Origin of the sequence: Streptomyces poonensis, from assembly GCF_014650915.1 — a bacterium.
GTDB lineage: Bacteria > Actinomycetota > Actinomycetes > Streptomycetales > Streptomycetaceae > Streptomyces > Streptomyces poonensis.
Window position 1 is genome coordinate 53,684 of sequence record NZ_BMVW01000002.1, and the last position, 22,549, is coordinate 76,232.

General features: G+C 71.8%; 19 protein-coding genes and 3 pseudogenes. 10 read left to right on the forward strand and 12 right to left on the reverse strand.

All coding sequences use genetic code 11. The annotated features are described in order from the left end of the window. Positions 1-38 precede the first annotated feature (38 nt). Together IE242_RS07210 and IE242_RS07215 are read right to left on the reverse strand one after the other, a co-directional pair. Positions 39-833, reverse strand: a complete 795-nt coding sequence (locus IE242_RS07210) for an SDR family NAD(P)-dependent oxidoreductase (RefSeq protein ID WP_189856587.1) — start codon at positions 831-833, stop codon at positions 39-41. Between the two features lie 7 nt (positions 834-840). Continuing rightward, on the reverse strand, positions 841-1,524 hold the full coding sequence (locus IE242_RS07215; RefSeq protein ID WP_189856589.1) for a TetR/AcrR family transcriptional regulator: 684 nt from the start codon (positions 1,522-1,524) through the stop codon (positions 841-843). Positions 1,525-1,734: 210 nt separating this feature from the next. Here IE242_RS07215 and IE242_RS07220 point away from each other — a divergent pair, with 210 nt between their 5' ends. Together IE242_RS07220 and IE242_RS07225 are read left to right on the forward strand one after the other, a co-directional pair. After that, a complete protein-coding gene (locus IE242_RS07220) occupies positions 1,735-2,721 on the forward strand; it encodes a TIGR01777 family oxidoreductase (protein ID WP_189856591.1) in 987 nt (328 codons plus the stop codon). 567 nt (positions 2,722-3,288) lie between these two features. After that, the gene (locus IE242_RS07225) at positions 3,289-4,914 is read left to right on the forward strand and encodes a phosphodiester glycosidase family protein (RefSeq protein WP_189856593.1); all 1,626 of its coding nucleotides are present in this window, start codon (positions 3,289-3,291) and stop codon (positions 4,912-4,914) included. A 222-nt stretch (positions 4,915-5,136) separates the two neighbouring features. Here IE242_RS07225 and IE242_RS07230 read toward each other — a convergent pair whose 3' ends face one another. From IE242_RS07230 to IE242_RS07245, 4 genes are all read right to left on the reverse strand, one after another. Continuing rightward, complete coding sequence (locus IE242_RS07230) at positions 5,137-7,224, reverse strand: cellulose binding domain-containing protein (protein ID WP_189856595.1); 2,088 nt, start codon at positions 7,222-7,224, stop codon at positions 5,137-5,139. Continuing rightward, positions 7,224-7,745: a hypothetical protein gene (locus tag IE242_RS39070; RefSeq protein ID WP_373299474.1), complete on the reverse strand. Its 522-nt coding sequence runs from the start codon at positions 7,743-7,745 to the stop codon at positions 7,224-7,226. The genes IE242_RS07230 and IE242_RS39070 overlap by 1 nt, the downstream gene beginning before the upstream one ends. Positions 7,746-7,862: 117 nt before the next feature. Further along, entirely contained in the window at positions 7,863-8,498 is a 636-nt protein-coding gene (locus tag IE242_RS07240) for a response regulator (protein ID WP_506417243.1), read from the reverse strand. Next, a complete protein-coding gene (locus IE242_RS07245; RefSeq protein WP_189857511.1) occupies positions 8,492-9,772 on the reverse strand; it encodes a sensor histidine kinase in 1,281 nt (426 codons plus the stop codon). Before IE242_RS07245 ends, IE242_RS07240 begins: the two co-directional genes overlap by 7 nt. Positions 9,773-10,157: 385 nt before the next feature. On the opposite strand from IE242_RS07245, the gene IE242_RS07250 reads away from it, so the two are divergent. Both IE242_RS07250 and IE242_RS07255 read left to right on the forward strand, forming a co-directional pair. Continuing rightward, positions 10,158-10,739 (forward strand): GlcG/HbpS family heme-binding protein, encoded by a 582-nt coding sequence (locus tag IE242_RS07250; RefSeq protein WP_189857513.1) that lies wholly within the window; start codon positions 10,158-10,160, stop codon positions 10,737-10,739. Between the two features lie 257 nt (positions 10,740-10,996). Further along, positions 10,997-12,277, forward strand: coding sequence for a YncE family protein (locus IE242_RS07255; RefSeq protein ID WP_373299475.1), 1,281 nt, complete (start codon positions 10,997-10,999; stop codon positions 12,275-12,277). A gap of 934 nt (positions 12,278-13,211) precedes the next feature. On the opposite strand, the pseudogene IE242_RS07260 reads toward IE242_RS07255, so the two are convergent. The 4 genes and pseudogenes from IE242_RS07260 to IE242_RS07275 all read right to left on the reverse strand — a co-directional run. Beyond that, positions 13,212-13,382 (reverse strand): annotated as a pseudogene (locus tag IE242_RS07260) (AbfB domain-containing protein); the annotation flags it as partial. A gap of 35 nt (positions 13,383-13,417) precedes the next feature. Beyond that, a complete protein-coding gene (locus IE242_RS07265) occupies positions 13,418-15,112 on the reverse strand; it encodes a sensor histidine kinase (protein ID WP_189856600.1) in 1,695 nt (564 codons plus the stop codon). 130 nt (positions 15,113-15,242) lie between these two features. Continuing rightward, complete coding sequence (locus IE242_RS07270; RefSeq protein WP_189856602.1) at positions 15,243-16,061, reverse strand: ABC transporter permease; 819 nt, start codon at positions 16,059-16,061, stop codon at positions 15,243-15,245. Beyond that, the gene (locus IE242_RS07275) at positions 16,058-17,029 is read right to left on the reverse strand and encodes an ATP-binding cassette domain-containing protein (RefSeq protein WP_189856604.1); all 972 of its coding nucleotides are present in this window, start codon (positions 17,027-17,029) and stop codon (positions 16,058-16,060) included. Before IE242_RS07275 ends, IE242_RS07270 begins: the two co-directional genes overlap by 4 nt. Positions 17,030-17,307: 278 nt before the next feature. On the opposite strand from IE242_RS07275, the gene IE242_RS07280 reads away from it, so the two are divergent. Both IE242_RS07280 and IE242_RS38555 read left to right on the forward strand, forming a co-directional pair. Then, positions 17,308-17,988 carry a response regulator gene (locus IE242_RS07280; RefSeq protein WP_189856606.1) on the forward strand — a complete coding sequence of 227 codons (681 nt, stop codon included), beginning with the start codon at positions 17,308-17,310 and terminating at the stop codon, positions 17,986-17,988. Positions 17,989-18,132: 144 nt separating this feature from the next. Further along, on the forward strand, positions 18,133-18,264 hold the full coding sequence (locus tag IE242_RS38555; RefSeq protein ID WP_268249431.1) for a hypothetical protein: 132 nt from the start codon (positions 18,133-18,135) through the stop codon (positions 18,262-18,264). Positions 18,265-18,293: 29 nt separating this feature from the next. On the opposite strand, the pseudogene IE242_RS39075 reads toward IE242_RS38555, so the two are convergent. Beyond that, positions 18,294-18,527, reverse strand: a pseudogene (locus IE242_RS39075) (Tn3 family transposase); the annotation flags it as partial. Then, positions 18,439-18,714 carry a hypothetical protein gene (locus IE242_RS07290; protein WP_189856608.1) on the reverse strand — a complete coding sequence of 92 codons (276 nt, stop codon included), beginning with the start codon at positions 18,712-18,714 and terminating at the stop codon, positions 18,439-18,441. The gene IE242_RS07290 and the pseudogene IE242_RS39075, both read right to left, overlap by 89 nt. Before the next feature lie 170 nt (positions 18,715-18,884). On the opposite strand from IE242_RS07290, the gene IE242_RS07295 reads away from it, so the two are divergent. From IE242_RS07295 to IE242_RS07310, 4 genes and pseudogenes are all read left to right on the forward strand, one after another. Further along, a complete protein-coding gene (locus IE242_RS07295; protein WP_189856610.1) occupies positions 18,885-19,718 on the forward strand; it encodes an ABC transporter ATP-binding protein in 834 nt (277 codons plus the stop codon). Between the two features lie 107 nt (positions 19,719-19,825). Next, positions 19,826-20,371, forward strand: a pseudogene (lplB, locus tag IE242_RS07300) (lipoate-protein ligase small subunit); the annotation flags it as partial. Between the two features lie 131 nt (positions 20,372-20,502). Further along, positions 20,503-21,852 carry a recombinase family protein gene (locus IE242_RS07305; protein WP_189856612.1) on the forward strand — a complete coding sequence of 450 codons (1,350 nt, stop codon included), beginning with the start codon at positions 20,503-20,505 and terminating at the stop codon, positions 21,850-21,852. After that, positions 21,849-22,196 (forward strand): hypothetical protein, encoded by a 348-nt coding sequence (locus tag IE242_RS07310; protein ID WP_189856613.1) that lies wholly within the window; start codon positions 21,849-21,851, stop codon positions 22,194-22,196. The genes IE242_RS07305 and IE242_RS07310 overlap by 4 nt, the downstream gene beginning before the upstream one ends. Positions 22,197-22,549: the final 353 nt, after the last annotated feature.

The following is a 22,549-nucleotide window of genomic DNA, read 5'->3' on the forward strand; positions in this document are numbered from 1 at the left end:
CCTTCGTCGAAAAGCCGTTCGCCTGCCACCGGAGCCGCTCAGACAGCGGTGTAGGCGCCGTCGACCAGGTGGTAGCTGCCGTGCACGAAGGAGGCGCGGTCGGAGAGCAGGAAGGCGACGAGTTCGGCGACCTCTTCACTGCGGCCGAGACGGCCGACCGGGTGCCGCCCCTCCAGGGCCTTGAACGCGTCCTCGTCCATGCCGCTGCGCACCAGCGGGGTGTCGATGAAGCCGGGGCCGACGGCGTTGACGCGGATCCCCTTGGCGGCGTACTCGGCAGCGGCGGTCTTGGTCAGGCCGACGACGCCGTGCTTGGCGGCGACGTAGGCGGGCGAGCCGGCGAAGGCGACCGAGCCGAGGATGGAGGCCACGTTGACGATCGCGCCGCCCTTGCCGGCCGCCTCGATGACGGGCAGCTCGTAGCGCATCGAGTAGAAGACGCCGTCCAGGTTGGTGCGCACGACCCGCTGGTAGGCCTCGATGTCGTACGCGCCCGTCGGTGCGCTCGGGCCGCCGATACCGGCGTTGTTGACGGCCAGGTCGAGCCCGCCGAAGGTGTCGACGGCGAACGTCACCGCCGCCTCGACGGACTCCGGGCTGGTGACATCCAGGGCGACGGCGGCCGCGGCCCGGCCCTCCGCCTTCAGCTCGGCGGCGGCCTTCTCGGCGCCCTCGGCGTTGTAGTCGGCGATGACGACGTTCGCGCCGCCCGCGGCCAGGCGCCGGGCGACGGCCAGGCCGATGCCCGAGGCGGCGCCGGTGACCAGCGCGGTGCGGCCGGCGAACTCGGTCGCGTAGTCGGTGACGGGGGTGGTGGCAGGGGTGGTGCTCATGTTGTGCTCACTCTTCGGTTGTGCTCTCGGCGACCGCGGTTGCGGCCTCCGTGGCCAGGGCGTCGTAGGCCCGCTCGACCAGCGAGGCGAGCTCCGCGGCGTCCGCGGCGTGACCCGCCGTGCCACGCGCCCACAGGCGCAGGGCGGCGGTGAGGACTCCGGCGGCGGCGTCGACGACCACGGCGGGGCGCACGTCGCGCTCGTCGTCGGCGATGCCGAGCCGGTCGGCGATGATCCGGGCCGACTCCTCCTGGGCGTCGACCCGGATGCGCTGGTAGGCGGCGAACAGGTCGGGCTCGCGGTCCACGAGGACCAGCAGGCGCCGCATGTCCGGGCGCAGGTGCGAGGCCGGGTTGTCCTGGTCGGACAGCCAGCCCCGGACAGCGCGGCGGTAGGCCGACAGGGGCGCTTCGCCCGCCGGACGGGCCCGCAGCAGGGCGTTGATGCGTTCGCCGTCGCCGCGGACGAAGTCCAGGGCCGCGTCCTCCTTGCCGGTGAAGTACCGGCTGAACGTGCGGCGTGTGACGTCGGCGCGCTCCGCGATCGCCTCCACCGTCGTGCCGGCCAGACCGCGCTCGAGGATCAGTTCCAGGGCCGCGGCCGCCAGGGCGTCGCGGGTCTGTCGCGCCTTGCGACGCCGGCGGTCCTCACCTGGACCGGCCGGCCTGCTGGGAGGCTCCGTTGCCGTCATGGTTTCACCGTACACCTGTTATGTCCCAGTGGGACAAGTGTCCCACTGGGACTTTTTTCCAGGGCGCGCCGGGCCGTCGCGTCCCGTTGACGGGGCGTGACCTCCCGTCGAGAGGCACCCCGGCCACCGGCCACCGGTCAACCCACACCTGGTTGAACGCGTTCAAAAAAAGAGGGTTACGCTGAGGCCGAGCGAAGCCGAGGGGGTTCGATGAAGGTAGTGCTGCCCGGGGGAACCGGACAGGTGGGCACGATTCTCGACCGTGCGCTGACAGCGGCCGGCCACGAGGTCACGGTGGTGACCCGGCGTCCCGTGCGGGCGCACCACATCGGCTGGGACGGAGCCACGCTCGGCCGCTGGGCCGCGGCGATCGACGGCTGCGATGCCGTGATCAACCTGGCGGGGCGCAGCGTCTCCTGCCGTTACACCGCCGAGAACCTGCGGGCCATGATGGATTCCCGGGTGGATTCGGCGCGGGTGGTCGGCGAGGCGATCGCCGCCGCCGCGCGGCCACCGCGCGTCTGGCTGCAGATGAGTACGGCGACGGTCTACGCCCACCGTTTCGACGCGGCCCACGACGAGGCGACCGGGGTGATCGGCGGCGCGGAGGCCGGGGTGCCGGACTACTGGGCGTACAGCGTCGAGATCGCGAAGAACTGGGAGCGGGCGCAGGCCGAGGCACCCACTCCCGCGACCCGCAAGGTGGCGCTGCGCTCGGCGATGGTCATGAGCCCGGACCGGGGCGGTGTGTTCGGCGTACTGTCGTGGCTGGCGCGTCTCGGGCTGGGCGGTCCGGTGGCCGGCGGCGCGCAGTACGTCTCCTGGATCCATGACGACGACTTCGTACGGGCGGTGGAGTTCCTGATCGGCCGGGACGACCTGGAGGGACCGGTGAACCTCGCCTCGCCCGCCCCGCTTCCGCACCGTGACTTCATGCGGGCGCTGCGCACGGCCTGGGGTGTCCCGGTGGGGCTGCCGGCGACCCGCTGGATGGCCGAGCTGGGCGCGTTCGCGCTGCGCTCGGACACGGAGCTGCTGCTCAAGAGCCGTCGAGTGGTGCCGGGTCGGCTGCGCGCGGCCGGGTTCGCCTTCGGGTACCCCGAGTGGGACAGGGCCGCCATGTCCCTCGTACAGCGGGCCAGGCTGATGCGTGCGGCGCAGGGTCGAGTCCACCGGTCGAACGGTTACGCCGCGTAGACGGCCAGGAAGGGACCGGAGCCCGGACACGGGCAGCAGATGTACAGCACTTCGGGCGGTGGCCGGCGCCGGCGGACGGACTCCGAGCACGCCCGCACGCAGACAGCGGTGGTGCCGGCGGGCTCCGTCCCGGCATGCTCGCCGGGGGCGCGCCGCCGGTCCTGTGCAGGCGGTGGAGGGACACCGTCCCGGAGTCTTTCGACCCGAGAGGCCCTCATCGACGCTCCGCCCACCGGCACCGATCGCCTTACGCCGTGCAGTCGTTGCGGTGGCCGGACACCCGGCTGACCCGGACAGTGCGACAGGCCCGCTCGACGTGCCGACGCGGGCCGGTTACGGCGGCCTCTCGCCGGGGAGTTCACAGGACGCGTCTCGACTGTTTCTTGCACTGTCGCCACGATGCATGTGTGCCTTCCCCTGTCTCCAGCAGAGTTGTTCGCCGATTGTTCCGTGCACTGTCGCTTCGGGGCATGCACGCCGCTCCACAGGCCAGCTGAGATCGCCTGCGGACAGTGGCTGAAAGACCGGTACGTGCGTGGTCGCTCGCCGCGAGAACGAGAGGAAACCATGATTCTCAAGTACACCCGGTCCGCCGCACGGGCACGTGTTCTGATGGGCTCCGCAGCCGCGTTGGCTGTCATCACCTCGGGCGGGATCGCGGAGACGGCGCAGGCCACCGCGACCACGTCCACGACTGCCGTCCAGGCCGCAGGCGCCCCCTCCTGGACGACGCGGACGATCGCGCCGGGCGTGCAGGTGCGCAGCGCCACCATAGTCAACTCCGCCGCCAAGCCCTCCTGGACGATCACCGTCCAGGCCCCGGCCACCGGGCACCTCAGCGGCGCCGCGACATGGGCGGCGGTGGGATCGCAGGACTGGGCCGACACCACCAGGAAGCAGTTGCTGGCCGGCGGCTTCGAACCGCGGGTGGAGACGGTGCGCTGGCCCCGCTACACCGACACCCCGCGGGGCACCATGGGTGTGCGGGTGAGGATCGGCTCGTACGCCACCCAGGCGGAGGCACGCACCGCCGCGCAGGCGGTCACGGCGGCGGGCTTCCGCACCGCGGTCGACTGGACGGGCTACGACGCCGAGCAGCCCGCCGACCGCCAGAACGTGCACGTCACGGTCGTCGATCCGCGTGTCTTCAAGGGCACTGTCGAGGGCACCCACGGCGGCAACGCCGCGGATCGGGTGACCACGTCGTCGGTCGCCACGAAGCTCGGTTCCCTGGTCGGCGTCAACGCCGGGTTCTTCGTCACCTCCAACGCCGACGGTGTCCAGGGCACGACGGCGGGCCTCAGCGCGGACCGTGGCCGGCTGGAGTCGATGGCCGCCGGATCGCGGGCGGCGCTGATCATCGGGGACGGCGGCCGGCGTGTGCGGGTGGCGGACCTGACGACGACCGTCACCGTGCGCGCGGGCGCGGCCCGTCACCAGGCCCAGGGCATCAACCGCGTGCCCGGTCTCATCCGCAACTGCGGGCGACCGGGGGCGACCCCGAGCGAGCGGCCCTGGCAGGACGTCACCTGCCGGACGCCGAACGACCTGGTGCTGTTCACCGACAAGTTCGGGGCGTCACTGCCCACCGGTACCGGCTCGCAGGTCGTGCTGGACGACGCCGGACGTGTGGTGTCGGTGGGTGAGCGCGGGGGCACGGTCCCGGCCGACGGAACCGTGCTCCAGGGCATCGGATCGGCCGCCGACTGGCTGACCGCGCACGCCCGCACCGGACAGCGGATCGGCGTGTCGGACGTCATCCGCGACACCAAGGGCCGGCAGGTGCGGCTCGACGGCGACGACAGCATCGTGAGCGCCGCCCCCACCCTCGTACGTGACGGCCGGATCAGCATCGACGCGGCGACCGAGGGTGTCCTCGCCCCGTCCGACCTGTCCTACGGCTACGCATGGGCGAACGCCCGCCAGCCTCGCACCATGGCCGGCGTGGATGCCAAGGGCCGGCTGATCCTGGCCACGGTGGACGGTCGCCTGTCCGGCGGCAGCGAAGGTTTCACCCTCCAGGAGGCCGCCGCTTTCATGCGCTCGCTCGGCGCCGTGAACGCACTCAACCTCGACGGCGGCGGCTCGACCGCCATGGCCGTCAACGGGGTCCTGGTCAACAGGCCCTCCGACGCCGCGGGTGAGCGGGCGGTCGGCGACACCATCCAGGTGCTGCCCCGCCGGGCCGGCTGACGCGTGTCACACCGACAGCTCCCCGCGATCGCGATTCCCACCGTGGTCGCGGGGAGCTGTCCGTCTCTCGGCGGCTGGGCGTGGCCCCGCCCGCACACCGACCGCTTCCCGCTCGGCGACGCACCACGTCAGCCGAGGACATGTCAGTCGAGGACACGGCGGGCGGGGAGACGGCCCGGCCGGCAGGGGTGCCGGCCGGGGACGTCGCGTCGGCAGACCTGCTCAGGCGGTGCGGCAGACGGTGCCGTTGAGGGTGAAGGTGGTGGGAGCGGGGTTCGCCCCTTCGTTGGCGCCGACGAATCCGAAGGTGGCCGTCGAGCCGCCGTCGGGCGCCAGGACCGCGTTCTGACCGTTGTCGGTAACGTGGACCCGCTTTCCGTCACTGGTGACCTTCGCGTTCCAGAAGCTCTGGACCGACTGGCCGGTGGAGGGCCAGCTGAAGCCGAGAGTCCATCCGTCGACCGGGGTGTCGGCGAGGTTGGAGACGGTCACCGAGGCGACGAAGCCGCTGCTCCAGCTGGTGTCCACGTGGTAGGTCACCAGGCAGGTGCTGTCCCGTGGTGAGGTCGTGGTGAAGGTCAGTGGTGCGGAGGGCCGGGACAGCCGGCCGTCGGCGTCCCGGGCGACGACATTGACGGTGTGCTCGGACCCCGGGGGCAGGTTGCGCAGGGTCACCGAGGTGGAGGTCGAGTCGGCCAGCAGCTGGGCGTTGGCGCCGAGCTGCTCGTAGACCTCATAGCGCACCGGCGTGCCGCGGGTGCTCGCGGACCAGGTGAGGGTGGCCGTGGAACTGTCCACCGCGGTGAGTCTCGGGGCGCCCGGCGCGCCGGCGGCCGCCTCTCCGGTGCGTGGGGAGACGGTGACGGTGGTGATCGAATAGGGCGGCAGGACCTGGGAGCCGTCCGCGGGCGCGGGAACCCGTGTGACGTCGGTGTCGCCGCGGGCGTAGCGGTGGACGACCGGTGTTCCGGAGCCCGGGGCGTAGCCGGCGTACTCGATGTCCACCGGGTAGGAGTGGTCGGGGTCCTTGTTGATCATCATGACGCTCAGGTCGCCGTCGGCCTGGTGCACGGCGTGGACCGAGACCTGGTCGCTGTCGGACGCGGAGGCCACCATGGTGTCGCCCGGGCCGCCGAGCGCGGTGAGGGACTTGATGCCGTAGTAGGGGTGGAACGGCGTGTTGACCGGCGGCTGGCAGACCTCCCCGACGCAACCGCCGCTGGAGAGCAGGCCGAAGTCGTTGAAGTCGGTCTCGCCGTCCACCGTGCTCACTTGGGTCGGCCCGTTGTGGGTGTTCCACCAGTCGACGTTGAAGACGCCGTTCTCCAGGGCGGTCATGTAGACGTCCGCGGCGAACAGGCCGTTGGGCCGGCTGTTCTGCTGGACGTTGGAGTTGACCTCGGTCAGTGCGATGCCGATCTCGGCGGAGCGCTCCCCGGCGTAGCGGTCGATCTGCCGGCGGACCTCGCGCAGTTGCCCCGGCATGCGGGCGACTCGGTCCAGGGCCTCGTCCGCGGTGGCGCCGCCGGGGTACGAGTGCACGACGGCGAAGTCGATGGTGCCGGCGACCGTGGACAGCACGGTGTGGTTCCAGTCGGCGGAGTCGCCGGGGCCGGTGATTCCGTCGGGCCAGTCCCCCGGTGTGGTCAGAACGGCGCCGATCTTGATGGTCGGGTCGACCGCCTTCATCGCCTTGGCGTAGGCGAGGACGTTGCGCGCGTACTCCCGCGGGCTCTTGTCCGGGTGGTCGTCGGCTTCCCAGCCGCTGCCGTAGTGGCCGTTGCCGTAGATCTCGTTGCCGATCTCCCAGTACTTGGCGCCGTAGTCGCGGGTGACGTTCGCGTACCGGACCCAGTCCGCGGCCTCCTCCGGGGTGCCGGTGCCGTAGTTGGCGATGATCAGCGGCTGTGAGCCGGTGGCCCGTACCGTGCCCATGAACTTGTCGAACTCGGTGTTCGGTGCGACATAGCCGCCGGGGGCGGTGTGGTCCTTCCAGTGGTAGATGTCGCCGTAGGAGCCGCCGGGGTAGCGCATCATCCCGATCCCGGCGTCGTCCAGCAGCGTCGCGACCTCGGGATCGTTCATGTGCGAGTCCCAGATCGCGTGGTTGACTCCGAAGGCCGCCTCGTCGATCGTCCCCAGCCCCAGCGTGGCGTTCACCGAGACCTCGACGGCCGGTTCCTCGGCCGGATCGGCCGCAGCCGGCGTCCGGGCGGTCACCGCTGTGGCCAAGGCCGCAGCGCAGGCCAGCGCGGCGGCCAGGGACCGGACGGGTCTGGACCGGCCGGGCAGACGGTGTGCGAGCAGCATCAGCGTGTCCCCTCTGCGAAGCGAATGAGCACGAACCCGTGCATGAAGCCGGGCATGGCCCCGGGCACGAATCCGGGCATGAATCCGGGCATGGATCCGGTCTGGAGAGCCCACCGCCCGGCGGCAGTCCTCCCGTGTACGGTCGCGCACTCCCACGGCGCCCTTCTGGGAGCGCTCCCACGATGATGAGCAGCCGCCATGTTCAGGTCAATGGCCGTGCGTGACCGTCCCTGCTTCCGCGGGAGTCGCCCGGCTGGTCCCGGCCACCTGGAAACGCCTTCGAGACCGGGGGGCCGGGGGCCGAAGTCACGAATGCTGTTCTGGAATCCGCCGCCGCCGACCAGGAAGTGGACCATCGCACCGGTGTAGTTCACAGGTAGACCGGTGTAGTTCACAGGTAGACCGGTGTAGTTCACAGGTAGACCGGTGTCGTTCCACAGATAGACCGGTGTCGTTCCACAGATGAAGGGGGCGTACTGGTTGACCGGCGAGCCGTCGATGCCGCGTTCGCGGATGACCACGCGGTGCGTGCTACGTGTGGGGAGGTGGGACACGCGGGGTCAGCATGGGCCCGCGGTAATCCCGCGGTACGGCTGGGGACCCGTCAGGCTGTCCAGCTGTCGGCGGGGACGCCGGTCTCAGGCCAGCAGCCGCTGTTCCTTGGCCACCGCGACCGCCCCCGCGCGTGTCTCCACGCCCAGCTTGTCGTAGATGCGGCGGAGGTGGGTCTTGACCGTGGCCTCACTGATGAACAGGGCGCGGGCGATCTCGCGGTTGCCCAGGCCTTGGGTGAGCTGCGCCAGGATGTCCCGCTCGCGGGTGGTGAGGGAGGGCCGGGGACTGCGCATCCGGGCCATGACGCGGTCGGCGACCGGCGGCGAGAGCGTCGGCCGTCCCCGGGCGGCGGCATGGACCGCGGCGAACAGTTCCTCGGGGCGCTCCGCCTTCAGCAGGTAGCCGGTGGCTCCGGCCTCGACGGCGCGGGTGATGTCCGCGTCCGTGTCGTACGTGGTGAGGACCAGGACGCGCGGGGCGTCCGGCGCCGCGGTGATGAGGCGGGTGGCCTCCGCGCCGTCCATGCCCGCGCCGAGCTGGAGATCCATCAGGACGACGTCGGGGGCCAGCTTCGTGGCAAGCGCGACCGCCTCCTCCCCGCTGCCGGCCTCCCCCGCCACCTCGATGCCGGGTGCGCTGCCGAGCAGGGCCAGGAGGCCGGCGCGTACGACGGCGTGGTCGTCGCAGACCAGGAGACGGACGGCGGGCGGGTTCACGATTCCTCCAGTACGGTGTCCGGCCGGGCGGCGGCATCCGGCTGCCGCGCGGGGTGGGGCCGGGCCCGGTCGGTGGCGGCGCGCTCCGTTCCGCGCGGTCCGCGTGCGGGGAGCGACACGGACAGGACCGTGCCGTCGCCCGGAGCGGACTCCACGGTGAGCGTGCCGCCGAGCTGCCGCGCACGGGCGCGGATCGCGGGCAGGCCGTGTCCGCGCACCCCGGCGGGCCGGGCCCGCGCACCGGGGACGAAGCCCCGGCCGTCGTCGGCGATGTCGAGGACGACCTCGTCGCCGAGGCGGGTGAGAGTGACCGCGGCCGTGCGCGCTCCGGCGTGTTCGCGGACGTTGGCGAGGGCACCCTGCGCGATACGCAGCAGGGCGGCCTGTACCCGGTCGGGCAGCGGCGTGCTCGTGCCTTCGGCGTGGAAACGGACGGTGAGGGCCGGCCCGGACTCACGGGCGGCGAGTGCGCGCAGCGCCTCCTCGACGCCGCCGGCCGCCGCGAGGTCGGCGGGTGCCAGGTCGTGGACGAAGCGGCGCGCCTCGGCGAGGCCGTGCCCGGTGACCGACTCGGCGGTGCGGAGGTGTGCGCGGGCCCTCTCTGGATCGGTGTCCCACACCAGGTCGGCCGCCTGGAGCAGCATCTGCTGGCTGGACAGGCTCTGCGCGAGCGTGTCGTGGATCTCCATCGACAGTCGCTGCCGTTCGGCGAGGGCGCCCGCGCGGCGTTCGGTGGCGGCCAGCTCCCGCCGGGTCCGGACCAGGTCGTCGATGAGCCCGGCCTGCCGGGCGGCCTGACCCTCCATGTGGGCGAACACGCTGGTGGCCAGGGCCGCGACGGCCGCGGGACCGATGACGAGGTCCAGGTCGGGACGCGGGGCGAGCCGGAGCTGGGCGAGGACGACGAACGCGGTGAGCAGCCCCACGAGGACGTACGCGGCGCGCGACGGCAGCGTACGCAGGGCCGTGTAGACGAGGGGTACGGCACACCACGAGAAGCTGGGCGCCAGGGCCACCAGGACGGCCCAGACGGTGACGACCGAGCCGAGCCACAGCGGACGGCGGACGGCGGGTACGGACAGCCGCGACGCGCCGGGCGCCGCCCGCGTGCCGGCGCGGGAGGCGTACGACGGGTGCCCGAGGGCCGGACCGAGCACGTACAGCAGGGCGAGGGCCGCGGCGAGACCCAGCACGAGGGGCAGCCGCGGCTCCTGTCCGTGACGCTGGACGAACCTGACCGCGGCGGCGCCGAGCAGCAGGAAGAACACGACGTGCATGACAGCGGCGAGCCGTCGCGCCCCCGTGTCGTCGGCGAGCGCGGCCTTCGCACCGCCCGCCACGGGCTCCGTGCGGCCGGGACGGGGGGTCTGCACCGTGCTTCCGCCTTCCTCATCGAACCGAGCTGAACTGGGAACACCGCCATTTTCGTCCCTCCTGGGCGGTCCGGGGTCAACCGATCGGATGACACAGGCCTCGGCCGACCAGCACGGCGTGTGCAGCCGCTCGGCCGACGGGCCGACGCCGTCCCCGCCACCACGATGGATCACGGCCGCCGAGGGGCCACCTGCTCCCGGCACACCCGGCACACCGAACACCCGGAGGCCCACCTCCGGGCGCCGGAGCACACCTGCCCGACCCACTACAGGAGTCGACGTGAAGCACATCAACCTCAACGCCTTCAGCGATGTCTCGAAGCGCACCCGTGTCATCGCCGGCAGCGCCGCCGCGATCCTCGCCGCCGGCACCATCGGCGCCGTGTCCGCCAGCGCCGCCGCGCCCGCCGCGCCCGCCGCCGGAACCGTGCCGGCCTCCGTACGGGCCGATGCCGCGCCCCGCGACCTGGTCAGCACCACGCACCTGGACATCGACGCCGCGACCCGGGCCGCGCGGGCCGCCCTCGACGCGGCCGAGAGGGAAGGCCAGCGCGTTTCCGTGGCCGTGGTGGACCGCAACGGGAACACCCTCGTCACGCTGCGCGGCGACGGCGCGGGGCCGCAGTCGTACGAGTCGGCCGAGCAGAAGGCCTTCACGGCCGTCTCCTGGAACGCGCCGACCTCCGAACTCGTCGAGCGCCTGAAGAGTGCGCCGAATCTGAAGGACATCCCCGGCACCCTCTTCCTCGCGGGCGGCGCCCCCGTCGCCGTCAAGGGCGCACCGGTCGCGGGCATCGGCGTCGCGGGCGCCCCCAGCGGCGACCTGGACGAGAAGTTCGCCCGGGCCGGCGTCACCGCGCTGAGCCGCTGACCCGCGTGCGCCCTCCGCCGGGCTCCCGACGGGCCCGGCGGAGGGCGCCCGTCCGTCAAGCCCGACCACGCCGGCACTACGGACAGATCCCGATCACGTCGGCCATACGGACAGATTCCGGCCGCGACGTCCATACGGACAGATCCCGGCCGCAACGTCCATACGGACGACCCCCAGTTCCCACGTCCACTTGGATGAACTCCGACCGGCAACGCCCACACGGAACAACACCGCGCACAACAAGAGGGAGGACCGTCGTGAACGCCCACGACCCCGGACTTCCGGAGGCCGCCGGAGCCGGCGGCACCGCCGCCGTACGCCGCGCAACGAGGCTTCCCCCACGGCGCGGAGCTGCCGGCGGCCGGGGCACGAGGGCGCGCACGGCCCTGCTGGGGCTGACCGCCGCGGCTCTTTTCGCGGGATGCGCGGGACCTACACATACCGGCGGAGGCACGGGAGCGGCACCGGCCGACCGGCGAAGCGGCCCGGCCGGAGCAGGGGCGACGATCTCCCCGGGCGCCCCACAGGTGAGCCTGCTGGTCACGGATTTCGCCGCCGACACCGTCACCTTCGTCGATCCCGGACGGGGGCCGACCGGTTCGGTGGTGGTCGGCACCGCCCCGTACGGCCTGGCGGTGGGGAAGGACGGCCGTGCGTGGGTGGCCACGGCGGACGCGGTCGCCGTCGTCGACACGCACACCCGCCGCCTGACCGCCCGTGTCCCGTACGCGACTCCCGAGGACCGCCTCGGCCCGGTGACGCACGGCGAGTACCGCGGCGGCGGCATGGGCATCGCCCTCTCGCCCGACGGCCGTCACGTCCACGTCGGGGTCAACGTACCCGGGGGACCGGGTGTGCTGGAGACCATCGACACCCGTACTCGGAAGGTGATCCGCACCGCCCCGGTCGGCCGCCGCCCCATGGACGTCGACGTCTCGCGCGACGGGCGCGAGGTGTACGCCACGGGACACGACTCCTTCGACGTCACGGTGGTTCCCACGGACGGCGGGCGGCCACGCCGCGTAGAGGTGGCGCCCTACGGAACCGAAGGCGGTCTCGGCTCCTGGCTCAAGCCGCACCACACGGTCGTGCGTCCCTCGGACGGCAGACTGCTGCTGCCCTTCGAGGGCGAGCGGCTCGCCGTGGCCGACCCGCGCAGCGGGCGGGTGACCACGGAGAGGATGACCGCGAACACCCACCAGCACGGCGCGGAGGCCGGTGCCGACGGCACCCTGTTCGTCGTCGGCACGGGTGCTGTCGATCCGGCGTCCGACGCGGGCCCCTCCCTCACGGTCAGGCGCCGGAACGGCGACGAGCAGGTGATCCCGCTGCAGGGAGCCCATGAGGACGTGGCGGTGTCCCGGGACGGCCGCACGGCCTATGTCACCGGGGGCTTCACGCGGGACGGTCACTGGAACGGCCTGACGGTCGTCGACGTCGCGACGGGCACCACGCGTCGGCTGTCCGCGGGGCGGCGCCCGCTGGACGTCGCCGTCCTGGGGCCACACGGGTCCGGCGGCGCAGCGGGTTCGGGGTGACCTGAGGCCACAGCCGGGGATCCGCCCCGGCACCCGTCCGCTTCGGCTCCGGTCAGCCTTCCTGCTAGAGTGGATCTTGAGCACGCCGCTGAACGACAGGCGGTGGGCCGTGCGTTGGTGGTCCAAGGAAAGACGCCCCGCTTCCTGCGGGGAGATGCAGGTGCAAGGCCTGCCCGGCGCTCTGATACGACCCCGCTTCCGGAACACGGGAAGCGGGGTCTCTTCGTACGCGGACGGGTTTGCCGGGACGGGTTCGCCGGGACGGGTTTGCCGGGCGACCTGCCGTCGGAGAGGATGCTCGGCATGACGACTTGAAGAGCATCGGCCGGGCGGCAGCACTGGCTCAAGGCCGGGTCCTGGGACACGGTTCCCGACGGGGATCGACGGCTCTGCGCCGCCTGCGGAACGCCCGTCCGCGCGTACCAGTACCGCTTTCACTCGCCTGAGTCCCCCATGTTCGAGCGGTGCGTCGGGCTCGCCTGGTGTTCCGGCTGTCGGATCTACACCGGCACCATGGTGCACATCCCTCGGACGCGGGTCCTCGTCGACGCCCTGGCCGCGCTCCCCTGTGATCGACGCGAACAGCTTCTGCGTTCGGAAACACGTCTGATCGAGTTCCTGGACGGAACCGACCGTTCGGCACCCTGTGATCCGAGCTCGTCACCGAGGGAACGGACATCGTCAGCCGGCTGCCCGCCGGCCAGAGCACCACACTCGCCCACGAGGATCTCCTCGACGACCCCGCGCAAGAACTGACCCGCCTGGCCGGCTTCATCGGCGTCGGCCCCCTCCCGCCCCGGCTGCTCAGCGCATCCGCGCTGCTCGACCACGGGCGACGCGGCTCCGCCACGGGACGCCGGCTGTGTGACGAGCGGCGGCGTCCGCCGTACGCAGCGGGGTCCGGAAGCCGGTGCCGCGCACGGCGGTGAGGGGATCAGCAGCCGACCGAGAAGGTGGCGTCGGCCCGGTCGGTGGCTGTGGTGATCGTGTCGATCCGCAGGACGTGGTCGGAGTGCCGGACGTAGCGGGTGGGGTAGTTGTGGGAGCGGAAGGAGGCCCAGGAGGCGTCGGCCAGGCCGGCGACCCGGTGGAAGGTGGCGTCCTGTTCGATCAGCCACGGTTCGGGCAGATGACACGGGGTCAGGGCCGGCTCGCGGGCACGGTGTCCTTCGTCACCAGCGTGTCGCCGGACCAGCAGAGCCGGTAGAGGTCGACCTCGCCCAACAGGTCGCGGCCGGAACGGTAGAACTCGCAACGGGTGCCGGACGGCCGGGGTGCGGAACGGGCGTGGTCGGGCGGGTAGGGGTACGCGCGGGCGGGCAGCAGGGGGGCGAGTTCGGCACGCGGTCGGCCGGTGGTCAGCTCGTCGAACCGGGAGGGCGGCAGCACGCTCGTCGTCAGTTGCCAGGCCAGGTAGACGGCGGCGGGCACGAAGAAGGCGGCTGCGACGACCGGCGCCGCGAAGGCGGCGACGGAGCGGCGGCGAGCGGCGCTCCGTACGGAGGCGAGCCGCTTGGCGCTCTCCGGTGTGACGGCGTCCGTGTTGAGGGCTTGAGGGGGAACGGTCTGGGACGGCACCGCGGACTCGGTGTGCCGCCCGGGGGTCCTGGCCTGTGTGGGGGGCGCAGTCCCGGGTTCCGGCGCCGATGTCCTCAGGCGGGCCGTGGCCTGGTGCGGGAGGACGGCGGTGACGTGGAACCCGTCTCGATACGGACCGCTCCACAAAGAGCCGCCGAGAACCGTCACCCGCTCCCGGAGTCCCGTCAGGCCGCGGCGGCCGACGCCGGATGCCGGGCCTGCGGCCGCGTGCGCCGGCCCGTCAGCCGGTGGAGCGGCGTTCACGACGCTCACGCGGGTACGGGCCGCCTCGTGGATGATCCGCACTTGGATCGCACTGGCCGGTGCGTGTTTCACGGCGTTGGTGAGGGCCTCCTGCACCACCCGGTACAGCCCCCGCTCGACCAGGGGGGACAGCGTGGACGCCGTCCCGCGCTGCTCCCAGCGCACCGGTACTCCGGAGGCGACCGCCCGCGCGAGGAGGTCCTCGACGGTGTCGTTGACGGGCAGGCCCGCGCCCGTTTCCGTGCCGGGTGGATCGTGCAGGACGGCGACGGTCTCCCGTAGTTGCTCCACGGCGTCCGCGATCGTCCCGCGCAGCTCGGCGAGGTCGGTGCGGTCCCGGTCGGTGAGGTCGGGGGAGAGTTCCAGGGCCCCGGCGCGCAGGGCCACCAGGCTCAGGGCGTGACCGAGGGAGTCGTGCATGTCGGCCGCGATGTCCGCGCGTTCGGTCAGCCGCGCCCGCTCCGCGACCAGGTGCTGCCGCTCCTCCAGGCTCCGGGCCAGCCGCCAGCCCTCCCGGACGAGTTCGCGTCGGCCGCGCCAGTGCCGTCCGGCCAGCCAGGGCAGCAGGAGGGCGGCGGGCAGCATGGTGAGCGCGTAGAACCACCACACGGCCTGTGCCCGCAGTACCGCGCACGTCGCGAGATCGACCGCGAGGCATCCGGCGAGCAGCAGGAGCGGGCGCCGTGCCGCGGTGACCCGGACGCCCAGCAGGCAGCTCAGGGCGGCCAGCGACAGGACGTGGGCGTTGGCGGGCGTCGCGGAGTCGGCCATGCCCAGCGCGCACAGCCCGTTGACCAGGACGACCGCGGTCCCCGGCCGACGGCGGGACAGCGGCACGGCCACCGCCAGGACGGACAGCGGGAGGAGCAGGTCCCAGACCGGCGAGGCCGTGCCCGCGTCCCGGAACCCGTAGCCGGTGGCGGCGGCGAGCACGCCCCACAGGGCCACGTCGCCGAGCACGGATCTGGCCGGGAGTGTGCGTGTGTGCGGCATGGCGCGTCGGCCGTCCTTCCGATGGTGTCCTCACCTGCTTGGGTCGATTCTGTGGGACGGGCCCGGACGCCCGGCGAGGGGTGGGCAGGAGGAGGGTGCCCGGGCTGGTCCCGACGTGTGGTCCGCAGGGTCAGGCGTCCCGGCGCCGCAGCACGCAGAGGCCGATCAGGTGTGCGGTCGCGGCCCACGCCGCCACGATCAGGACCGCCGTCGCCGGCGTGTACGGGGCCTCGGCACCGAGGCGCATGAGGTGGTCCCCGGATCCGTGCGGCAGATGGTCGTTGACGTCCGCCAGCGCCGGGCCTCCGAGCCCCAGAAGCACACTCGGCAGCGCCCACAGGAGGGTGACGAGGACGGAGAGCGCGCCTGCCGGGTGTCGCGTGGCGAACGCCACCCCGACGGTCAGCACGGCGACCAGCGCCTGGTACAGACCGATCGCCAGGACCTGCAGGAGGCTCGGGCCGGCCTCGAAGGAAGCACGTCCGTCGAACGCCACCCAGGCCACCGCCGTGCCCACGACGGCGAACGTGGTGCCGGCGACGAACGCGACCACGGCCGCCACCAGTGCCTTCGCCGCCTGGATCACATGCCGCCGGGGCACCGACAGCAGGGAGACCCGCACGCTTCCCGTCGAGTACTCGGAGGTGACCGCGACCGTGGCCAGGACGACGACGGCGAACTGGACCAGGACGGCGGAGGAGGCCGCCGCGTTCCCGACGGGCTGGACCGGATGCTCGTTGATGCGGGCGATCGAGGCGTAGTAGTAGGTGAAGACGCCCGTGATCGCGAGGCCCGCCAGAAGGCAGAGATACGACGCTCGGACGGAGAACAGTTTGGTCCATTCGGAGGCGATCGCCCCGGCGAGGCCACCGGGTGTGCCCCGGCCAGGGGTGTCGGGCACGGTCCGGGCCGGGTTCGCCCGCTCGCCGGGCGTCGTCAGGATGGTCATGGTCGTGCCCCTTCGTTCGGTACCGCGGCCGCGGCGGTCGTGTCCGCGCCGCTGCCGCCCGTCGTGTACTCGACGCTGCGTGCGGTGAGGTCCATGTACGCCTGCTCCAGCGAGACCCGGACGTCGCTCAACCGGTGCAGCCGGACCCGGCAGTGGTGGGCCAGGTCGCCGATCTCGGCGGCGGTGCGGCCCTCGACGGTGAGTTCGCCGGACGGAGACGTCTCGACGCTCACCCCTTCAGCCGTCACCAGACGACGCACCAGTGCCGCCCTCTCCTCGGGGTCGGGCACCACGGCGCGCGCCGACGCGGGAGAGGCGGCGGCGAGGAAGTCCGTCATGGAGGTGTCGCTCAGCAGCCGGCCCCGGCCGATGACGACGAGATGGTCGGCCGTCAGCTGCATTTCGCTCATCAGATGGCTGGAGAGGAACACGGTGCGTCCCTCCGCCGCCTGGTCCCGGACCAGCCGGCGGATCCACCGCACGCCGTCCGGGTCGAGGCCGTTGACCGGCTCGTCCAGGACGAGCACCGGCGGATCGCCGAGCAGGGCGCCCGCCACCCCGAGTCGCCCGCTCATGCCGAGCGAGTACGTGCCCGCCGGCCGGCGGGCAGCCTTGGCCAGGCCCACCCTCTCCAGCACCTCGTCCACGCGGCGTACCGGAATGCCGTTGGCCCGGGCCTGGGCGACGAGGTGCGTGCGGCCGGAACGGGCCGGGTGGACGGCCCGGGCGTCCAGCATCGCGCCGACCGCGCACAGCGGCCGGCGCAGGTCCGCGTAGGGCCGGCCGGCGATCAGGGCCCGCCCGCGCGTGGGATGGTCCAGGCCCAGGATCATGCGCATCGTGGTGGACTTCCCGGCCCCGTTGGGGCCGAGGAAGCCGGTCACACGGCCGGCCTGGACGTCGAATGTCAGCTCGTCCACGGCGAGGGTGCCGCCATAGCGTTTGGTGAGTCCTTCGAGGGTAATCACACAGTTCCTTCTCGGTCGCGGACCGCGGACAGCGGGACACAGCACGCGGAAGCCGACGGTGACGCGCACCGAACGACCCGTGCCGGGCCCGGCCCGGGGCGGGGCGGGGCGGCCGCCTCGATTCCCGGACGAGAGCGACGCTAGAAGTCCGCGGCGCCGGCGCCCATTGGTCGAACGGCAGCGGCGTCCTGCCCTTCGTCGGGGGTGTGCCCCGACCCGGGGCGGATCTGCGAGGACTCACCGTTCGCACGGCGGTGCGCCGCCCGTAGGCTCGCCGCGTGGAGAAGACGACACCCAGCAGCCGACCGGTCCGGGTCCTGGTGGCCGACGACGAGGCGATGGTCCGGGCGGGTGTGCGGGCCATCCTGGCCAGGGACCCGCACGTCGAGGTGGTCGCCGAGGCGAGTGACGGGCACGAGGCCATCGCGCTCACCCGTCGGCACCGGCCGGACGTGGTCCTGCTGGACATCCAGATGCCCCACCTGGACGGGCTGACAGCGGTGGCGCGACTCCACCGCGAGCTCACGGCGGTCGGTGTGATCATGCTGACGACCTTCGGCCAGGACGAATACGTCACCCGCGCCCTGGAGGAGGGCGCCGACGGCTTTCTGCTGAAGGCGGACGACCCGAGGGAACTGCTCAACGGGGTACGGGCGGTGGGCGCCGGCGGGGCCTATCTGTCCCCGCGGGTCGCCGGCCGGGTCATCGCCGGGCTGCGCGCACACCGGGCGGCACACCCGCACCGCTCACTGGAGCGGCTCACGCAACGGGAGCGCGAGGTGCTGGCCGGACTCGGGGCGGGGCTGTCCAACGCGGAGATCGCGAGCCGGTTGCACCTGGTCGAGGGCACGGTGAAGGCGCACGTCAGCGCGGTGCTCGGGAAGCTGGGCGCGCGTAACCGGGTGGAGGCGGCCATCGCCGCGTACGAAGCCGGCCTGGTCCCGCCACGCCGTGGCTGACCCGGTGCCGGCACCCCGCCACGTGCCGATCGGTCCTCGGCCCCCTGTCTCCGGTGTTCTGGTCCCATGTCCGGCCCCACGGTGAGGTGGACCTGGATATGGGCGCCCGCCTCGACCTCGCCGTGGCCTCCGTACCGGGACCCTGTGAACCTGCGCCCGTACGGCGCTGCGAGCGGGCCGCGCCGACGTCTCGCGTGGCGCGACATCGACACCTGGCTGCCCCGTGCCCACAGCACGAACATCTGGGCACGGCCGGCCTCCGGCATCGCCGCGTAGGTGGGGTGGGTGAAGCGGCGCAGGATCGCCTCGGTGGACGCTGTCCGGGTCCTTGATCTCATCTGGTCGTACTGCTGGGCGATGAGTTCCCGGCGGATCGGGCGGGTCAGTGCCGGAGCCGGCCACAGGTAGGAGTCGGGCTCGCCGGCCACCGGCCGGTACAGCTTCACCTCGTTATTTCGCTTGATCCTGGGCAGCAGGCAGAAGTTCAGCGACCTCGTGATGCCGAACCCGATCTCCGACTGGCCGTGCGCCCCACGAATCGGTGCTGCGGGCGGCGAAGGTGGCGTTCGCCATGTTCACGGCGATGACGCGGGCGACCTCTGCGGGCAGGTAGCGGCGCCGCACGTAGCGCGGTTCGTTCTCGGTGTGGCCGTGGCCGCCGGAGGCAACGGCTTCGATTCCGATGCTCGTGCCGTAGGCGTTGCCGCGCGGCGATGTCCTGCGCACGGTCCGAAAAGATCCGTCTCACCGCCCAGCGGTCGCCGGTTCCACCGTAGCCATCGCCCGAAGGCCGGGTGCGCTGCCGCCGTTCCGTCCACGGGATGGACACCCGGGCAACAATATGTGCGATGCATCTAGTGTGCCCGGGTGTCCTGTGCGTAGAAGGGGGCCCGGACATGACCGAGCGGCCGACCGAGCCGATACCGAACGGTCAGAACGTGGTCGTCGCCCTGAGCGATGTCGCCGTCCGCCGCCATACGAATGGCCAGGTGATCCTCTCGGAGGTCGACTGGACGGTTCGGGCCGGGGAGCACTGGGCCCTGCTCGGGGCCAACGGTGCCGGAAAGACCACCTTGCTGCGGCTGCTGGGCGCCCTGATGCATCCGACGTCCGGGAGCGTCGAGGTGCTGGGCTGCCGGCTCGGCCGGGTCGACGTACGTGATCTGCGGGCCCGTATCGGCCATGTGAGCTCCGCCCAGCGCGTGCCGCAGGACGCCGACGCGCACACCGTCGTTCTGACCGGCCACAGCGGCACGGTGCAACCGCTGTGGCGTACGTACGACGACGAGGTGCGCCGACGCGCCCACGCGCTCCTCGCGGAGCTCGGCATCAAGGAGCTGGCCGACCGTCCCTTCGGGGTGTGCTCCGGCGGGCAGCGAGCGCGCATCCTGATCGCCAGGGCGCTGATGGCGGCGCCGCCCCTGCTGCTGCTCGACGAGCCGTTCAACGCGCTGGACCTGCCCTCCCGGGAGGACCTCGTGGAGGCGCTGCAGCGGCTGGCCGAGAGCCGCCCGGAGCTGGCCACCGTGACGGTGACGCACCATCTGGAGGAGCTGTCCCCGGCGGTCGGTCACGCGCTGCTGCTGCGGGAGGGGCGGGTGCTCGCCGCGGGACCGGTCGACGAGGTGCTGACCGGCCCGTGGCTGACGGAATGCTTCGGCCGCCCCGTCACCGTGGTCCGGCACGACGGCCGGTGGGCGGCCTACTCCGGCCGCCTCACGGCCGGCTGAGACCCGCAGGCCCCGCAGGTACCGTTTCCCGGGCCGGTTCGTCCATGGCCGGGAACACCGCGACCGCCTCGGATGTTGGTCTTTGCGGCAGAAACGGAGGCCAGGCAGTGCACGGTGAGTACAAGGTGCCCGGCGGCAAGCTCGTCGTCGTGGACGTGGAGGTCGAGGACGGCGTGCTGCGGCACCCGCGCGTGGCAGGGGACTTCTTCCTCGAACCGGACGAGGCGCTGGACGCCGTGAACCGCGCCCTGGAAGGGGCTCCGGCCGGTACCGACGCGACCGGGCTGGCCGCACGGATCGACGCGGCCCTGCCCGAGGGCACGGTGATGTACGGGCTGACCTCGCAGGGCGTGGGCGTCGCCGTACGCCGGGCCCTGGCGCAGGCCGCCGACTGGGCGGACTACGAATGGCAGCTGATCCACGACGGCCCGCAGTCGCCTGCCCTGCACATGGCACTGGACGAGGTGCTCACCGCCGAGGTGGCCGCGGGGCTGCGGCCGCCGACGCTGCGGGTGTGGGAGTGGGGCGCCCCGGCAGTGATCATCGGCAGCTTCCAGTCGCTGCGCAACGAGGTCGACGCCGAGGCCGCCGCCCGGCACGGCATCGAGGTGGTGCGCCGGATCTCCGGCGGCGGCGCGATGTTGGTCGCACCGCGAGGGCACTACGTGCTGTCCGCGTAGCCGTCACCGCGCGGTCCCGCACCGCACGGCACCGTCTCCACCTGCGCCAACGCCCTCGCACGCGAACTAGGTCGGGCCGAGAGTCCGTCCTAGCCTCCGCGATTGTGAGTGCCACCGTGATCCAGGCACCGCTCCGGCTACGCCCCGAGGAAGACCGGCTGGAAGCCGGCACCCGCCGCAAACGCGGTCTCATCTACGTCCGTGTCTCCAAGGCCCGCGCCGACATGATCAGTCCGGAGCTGCAGGTCGGACACACCCGGGCCCTCGCCACAGCCGAGAACATCGACGTCGTCCACGAACCGATCATGGACCTCGGTGAATCCGGGCGCGAGTTCGAGGAGCGCCGGATCGAAGAGATCAAACAGATGGCACGGGACAAGAAGTTCGACGTGCTCATCCTGTGGATCTGGTCGCGCTTCGGCCGCAACCTCCGCGAGTCCCTTCAGCACCTCGACGCACTCATGGACTACGGCATCGAAGTCCGGGCTGCCAAGGAGGATTTCGACGGCAAGACGACCATCGGGCGCTTCGCCATCGCCCAGATGCTCAACATCGCCGAACTGGAGTCGAACCAGAAGAGCGACTCCTGGCGCGACACTTTCGAACGTCGTCGCAACAAGGGGCTACCTCACTCCAACCGTGGCCGATTCGGGTACTACCGCTGCGACACCTGCCCGAAGTGGGAGGCCGGGGAGAAAGTGGAGACCTGCCCGAAGTGCCGTTCCGGCATCCTGAACATCGACCCCGTCACGGGTCCGGTACTGGCCCAGCTCTACCGCGACTACGCATTGGGCGTGTCGGTCCGGCAGCTCGTGGTCAGTCTGAACCGGCGAGGGATCACGACCTTCGCCGGTAAGCCGTTCACGTCCGGTGACCTGCACGCCGTACTGGACAGCGGATTCGGCCTCGGTTTCGTCCGGTACGTCATTCCCGAGCTGGCACATACCGTCGTCACTCGCCCGGACGGTACGACGAAGAAGAAGCGCGCGAACCGACAGCGCGACATCACGGCCTACCTCTACTACCAGGGCGTACATCAGGCAGTAATCGCAGACCCCGTCGAATGCGAGCGGATCTGGGATGCATACACCAAGCGACGCATCGCACAGAGCAAACGCGGATTCTTCTCGAACCAGGCGCGCTATTCGCTTTCCACCGTGCTTCGGTGCTCCGGCTGCGGCGGACGTATGCAGACGGCGCTGCGCAACAAGAAGTACCGCCGCCCGTTGGTCGACGGACTGCCCAACCCACTGGATGTCACCTTCCGCTGCGCCAACCACATCGACAACAAGTCCCGTCCTGCGAACGGGACGTACGTTTCTCTCGCCGTGGCGGAGAAGTGGTTCCTGGCCTGGCTCGAAGCCGAAGTGAGGATGGACGACGAGACCGCGGAAGCCGTTCGGGCCAAGATGGCACAGCTCACGAACAAGGCACCGACGATATCGTCCCCTTGAAGGCACGGCTGACAGAAATGGAGGGGCGACTGAAGGGTCTGCAGACGCAGGAAGACAAGCTCACCGATGCTGTGCTCGCGGAGTTGGTGTCCGAAGAATCAGCCCGCCGTAAGCAGGCCGAACTCAAGACACAGAAGGCGGCCCTTCTCGAAGAGCAGGCGGAGATTCGCTCCAAGCTGGGTGAAGCCACTCATGAGATACGCCCGCGTCCGGACAAGGAACGACTGCTCAACGCCCGCAGGATCTACGACTCGGCCGGCCAGGCCGACCGCCGTGAACTGGTATCGCGACTCGTTCGCGAGATACGTGTACAGAAAGGAAAGAGCAGTCCGGAAAAGATCTAGGTCTACCCGCTCTGGGTCCCGCCCCCGTCGCGACCGGACTTGGCCCTGTCTGCCTGACTGTCTTCCTGACTCTCCTCCCCGAATCCGAGCCCATACCGTAGGGCCAAGACTGCGGCGAGATCCCAGAACTCCCTGAGGCACTCCTCACGGGAATGGACTTCGGCGATGACCACGTGACTCCTCACATCGTGCACCGGCCCTCTCTCCAGAGGGCCGGTTGCATGCGGGCTCCATCGTGTCCTTCGCAGACAGCTTGGCCACGCCGTGAGCGCTTGGTATGTGGGCTCCGACCCTCATTCTCGCGACCGCCGACTTCGCAGCGCGTCCGCTGTTTCAGTGACACGGACAACCGC

Excerpts from the sequence above, each read along its gene's own strand:
- IE242_RS07210 (WP_189856587.1), bottom strand. The coding sequence starts at position 833 with ATGAGCACCACCCCTGCCACCACCCCCGTCACCGACTACGCGACCGAG.
- IE242_RS07215 (WP_189856589.1), bottom strand. The coding sequence starts at position 1,524 with ATGACGGCAACGGAGCCTCCCAGCAGGCCGGCCGGTCCAGGTGAGGAC.
- IE242_RS07220 (WP_189856591.1), top strand. The coding sequence starts at position 1,735 with ATGAAGGTAGTGCTGCCCGGGGGAACCGGACAGGTGGGCACGATTCTC.
- IE242_RS07225 (WP_189856593.1), top strand. The coding sequence starts at position 3,289 with ATGATTCTCAAGTACACCCGGTCCGCCGCACGGGCACGTGTTCTGATG.
- IE242_RS07230 (WP_189856595.1), bottom strand. The coding sequence starts at position 7,224 with ATGCTGCTCGCACACCGTCTGCCCGGCCGGTCCAGACCCGTCCGGTCC.
- IE242_RS07245 (WP_189857511.1), bottom strand. The coding sequence starts at position 9,772 with ATGCACGTCGTGTTCTTCCTGCTGCTCGGCGCCGCCGCGGTCAGGTTC.
- IE242_RS07265 (WP_189856600.1), bottom strand. The coding sequence starts at position 15,112 with ATGCCGCACACACGCACACTCCCGGCCAGATCCGTGCTCGGCGACGTG.
- IE242_RS07270 (WP_189856602.1), bottom strand. The coding sequence starts at position 16,061 with ATGACCATCCTGACGACGCCCGGCGAGCGGGCGAACCCGGCCCGGACC.
- IE242_RS07295 (WP_189856610.1), top strand. The coding sequence starts at position 18,885 with ATGACCGAGCGGCCGACCGAGCCGATACCGAACGGTCAGAACGTGGTC.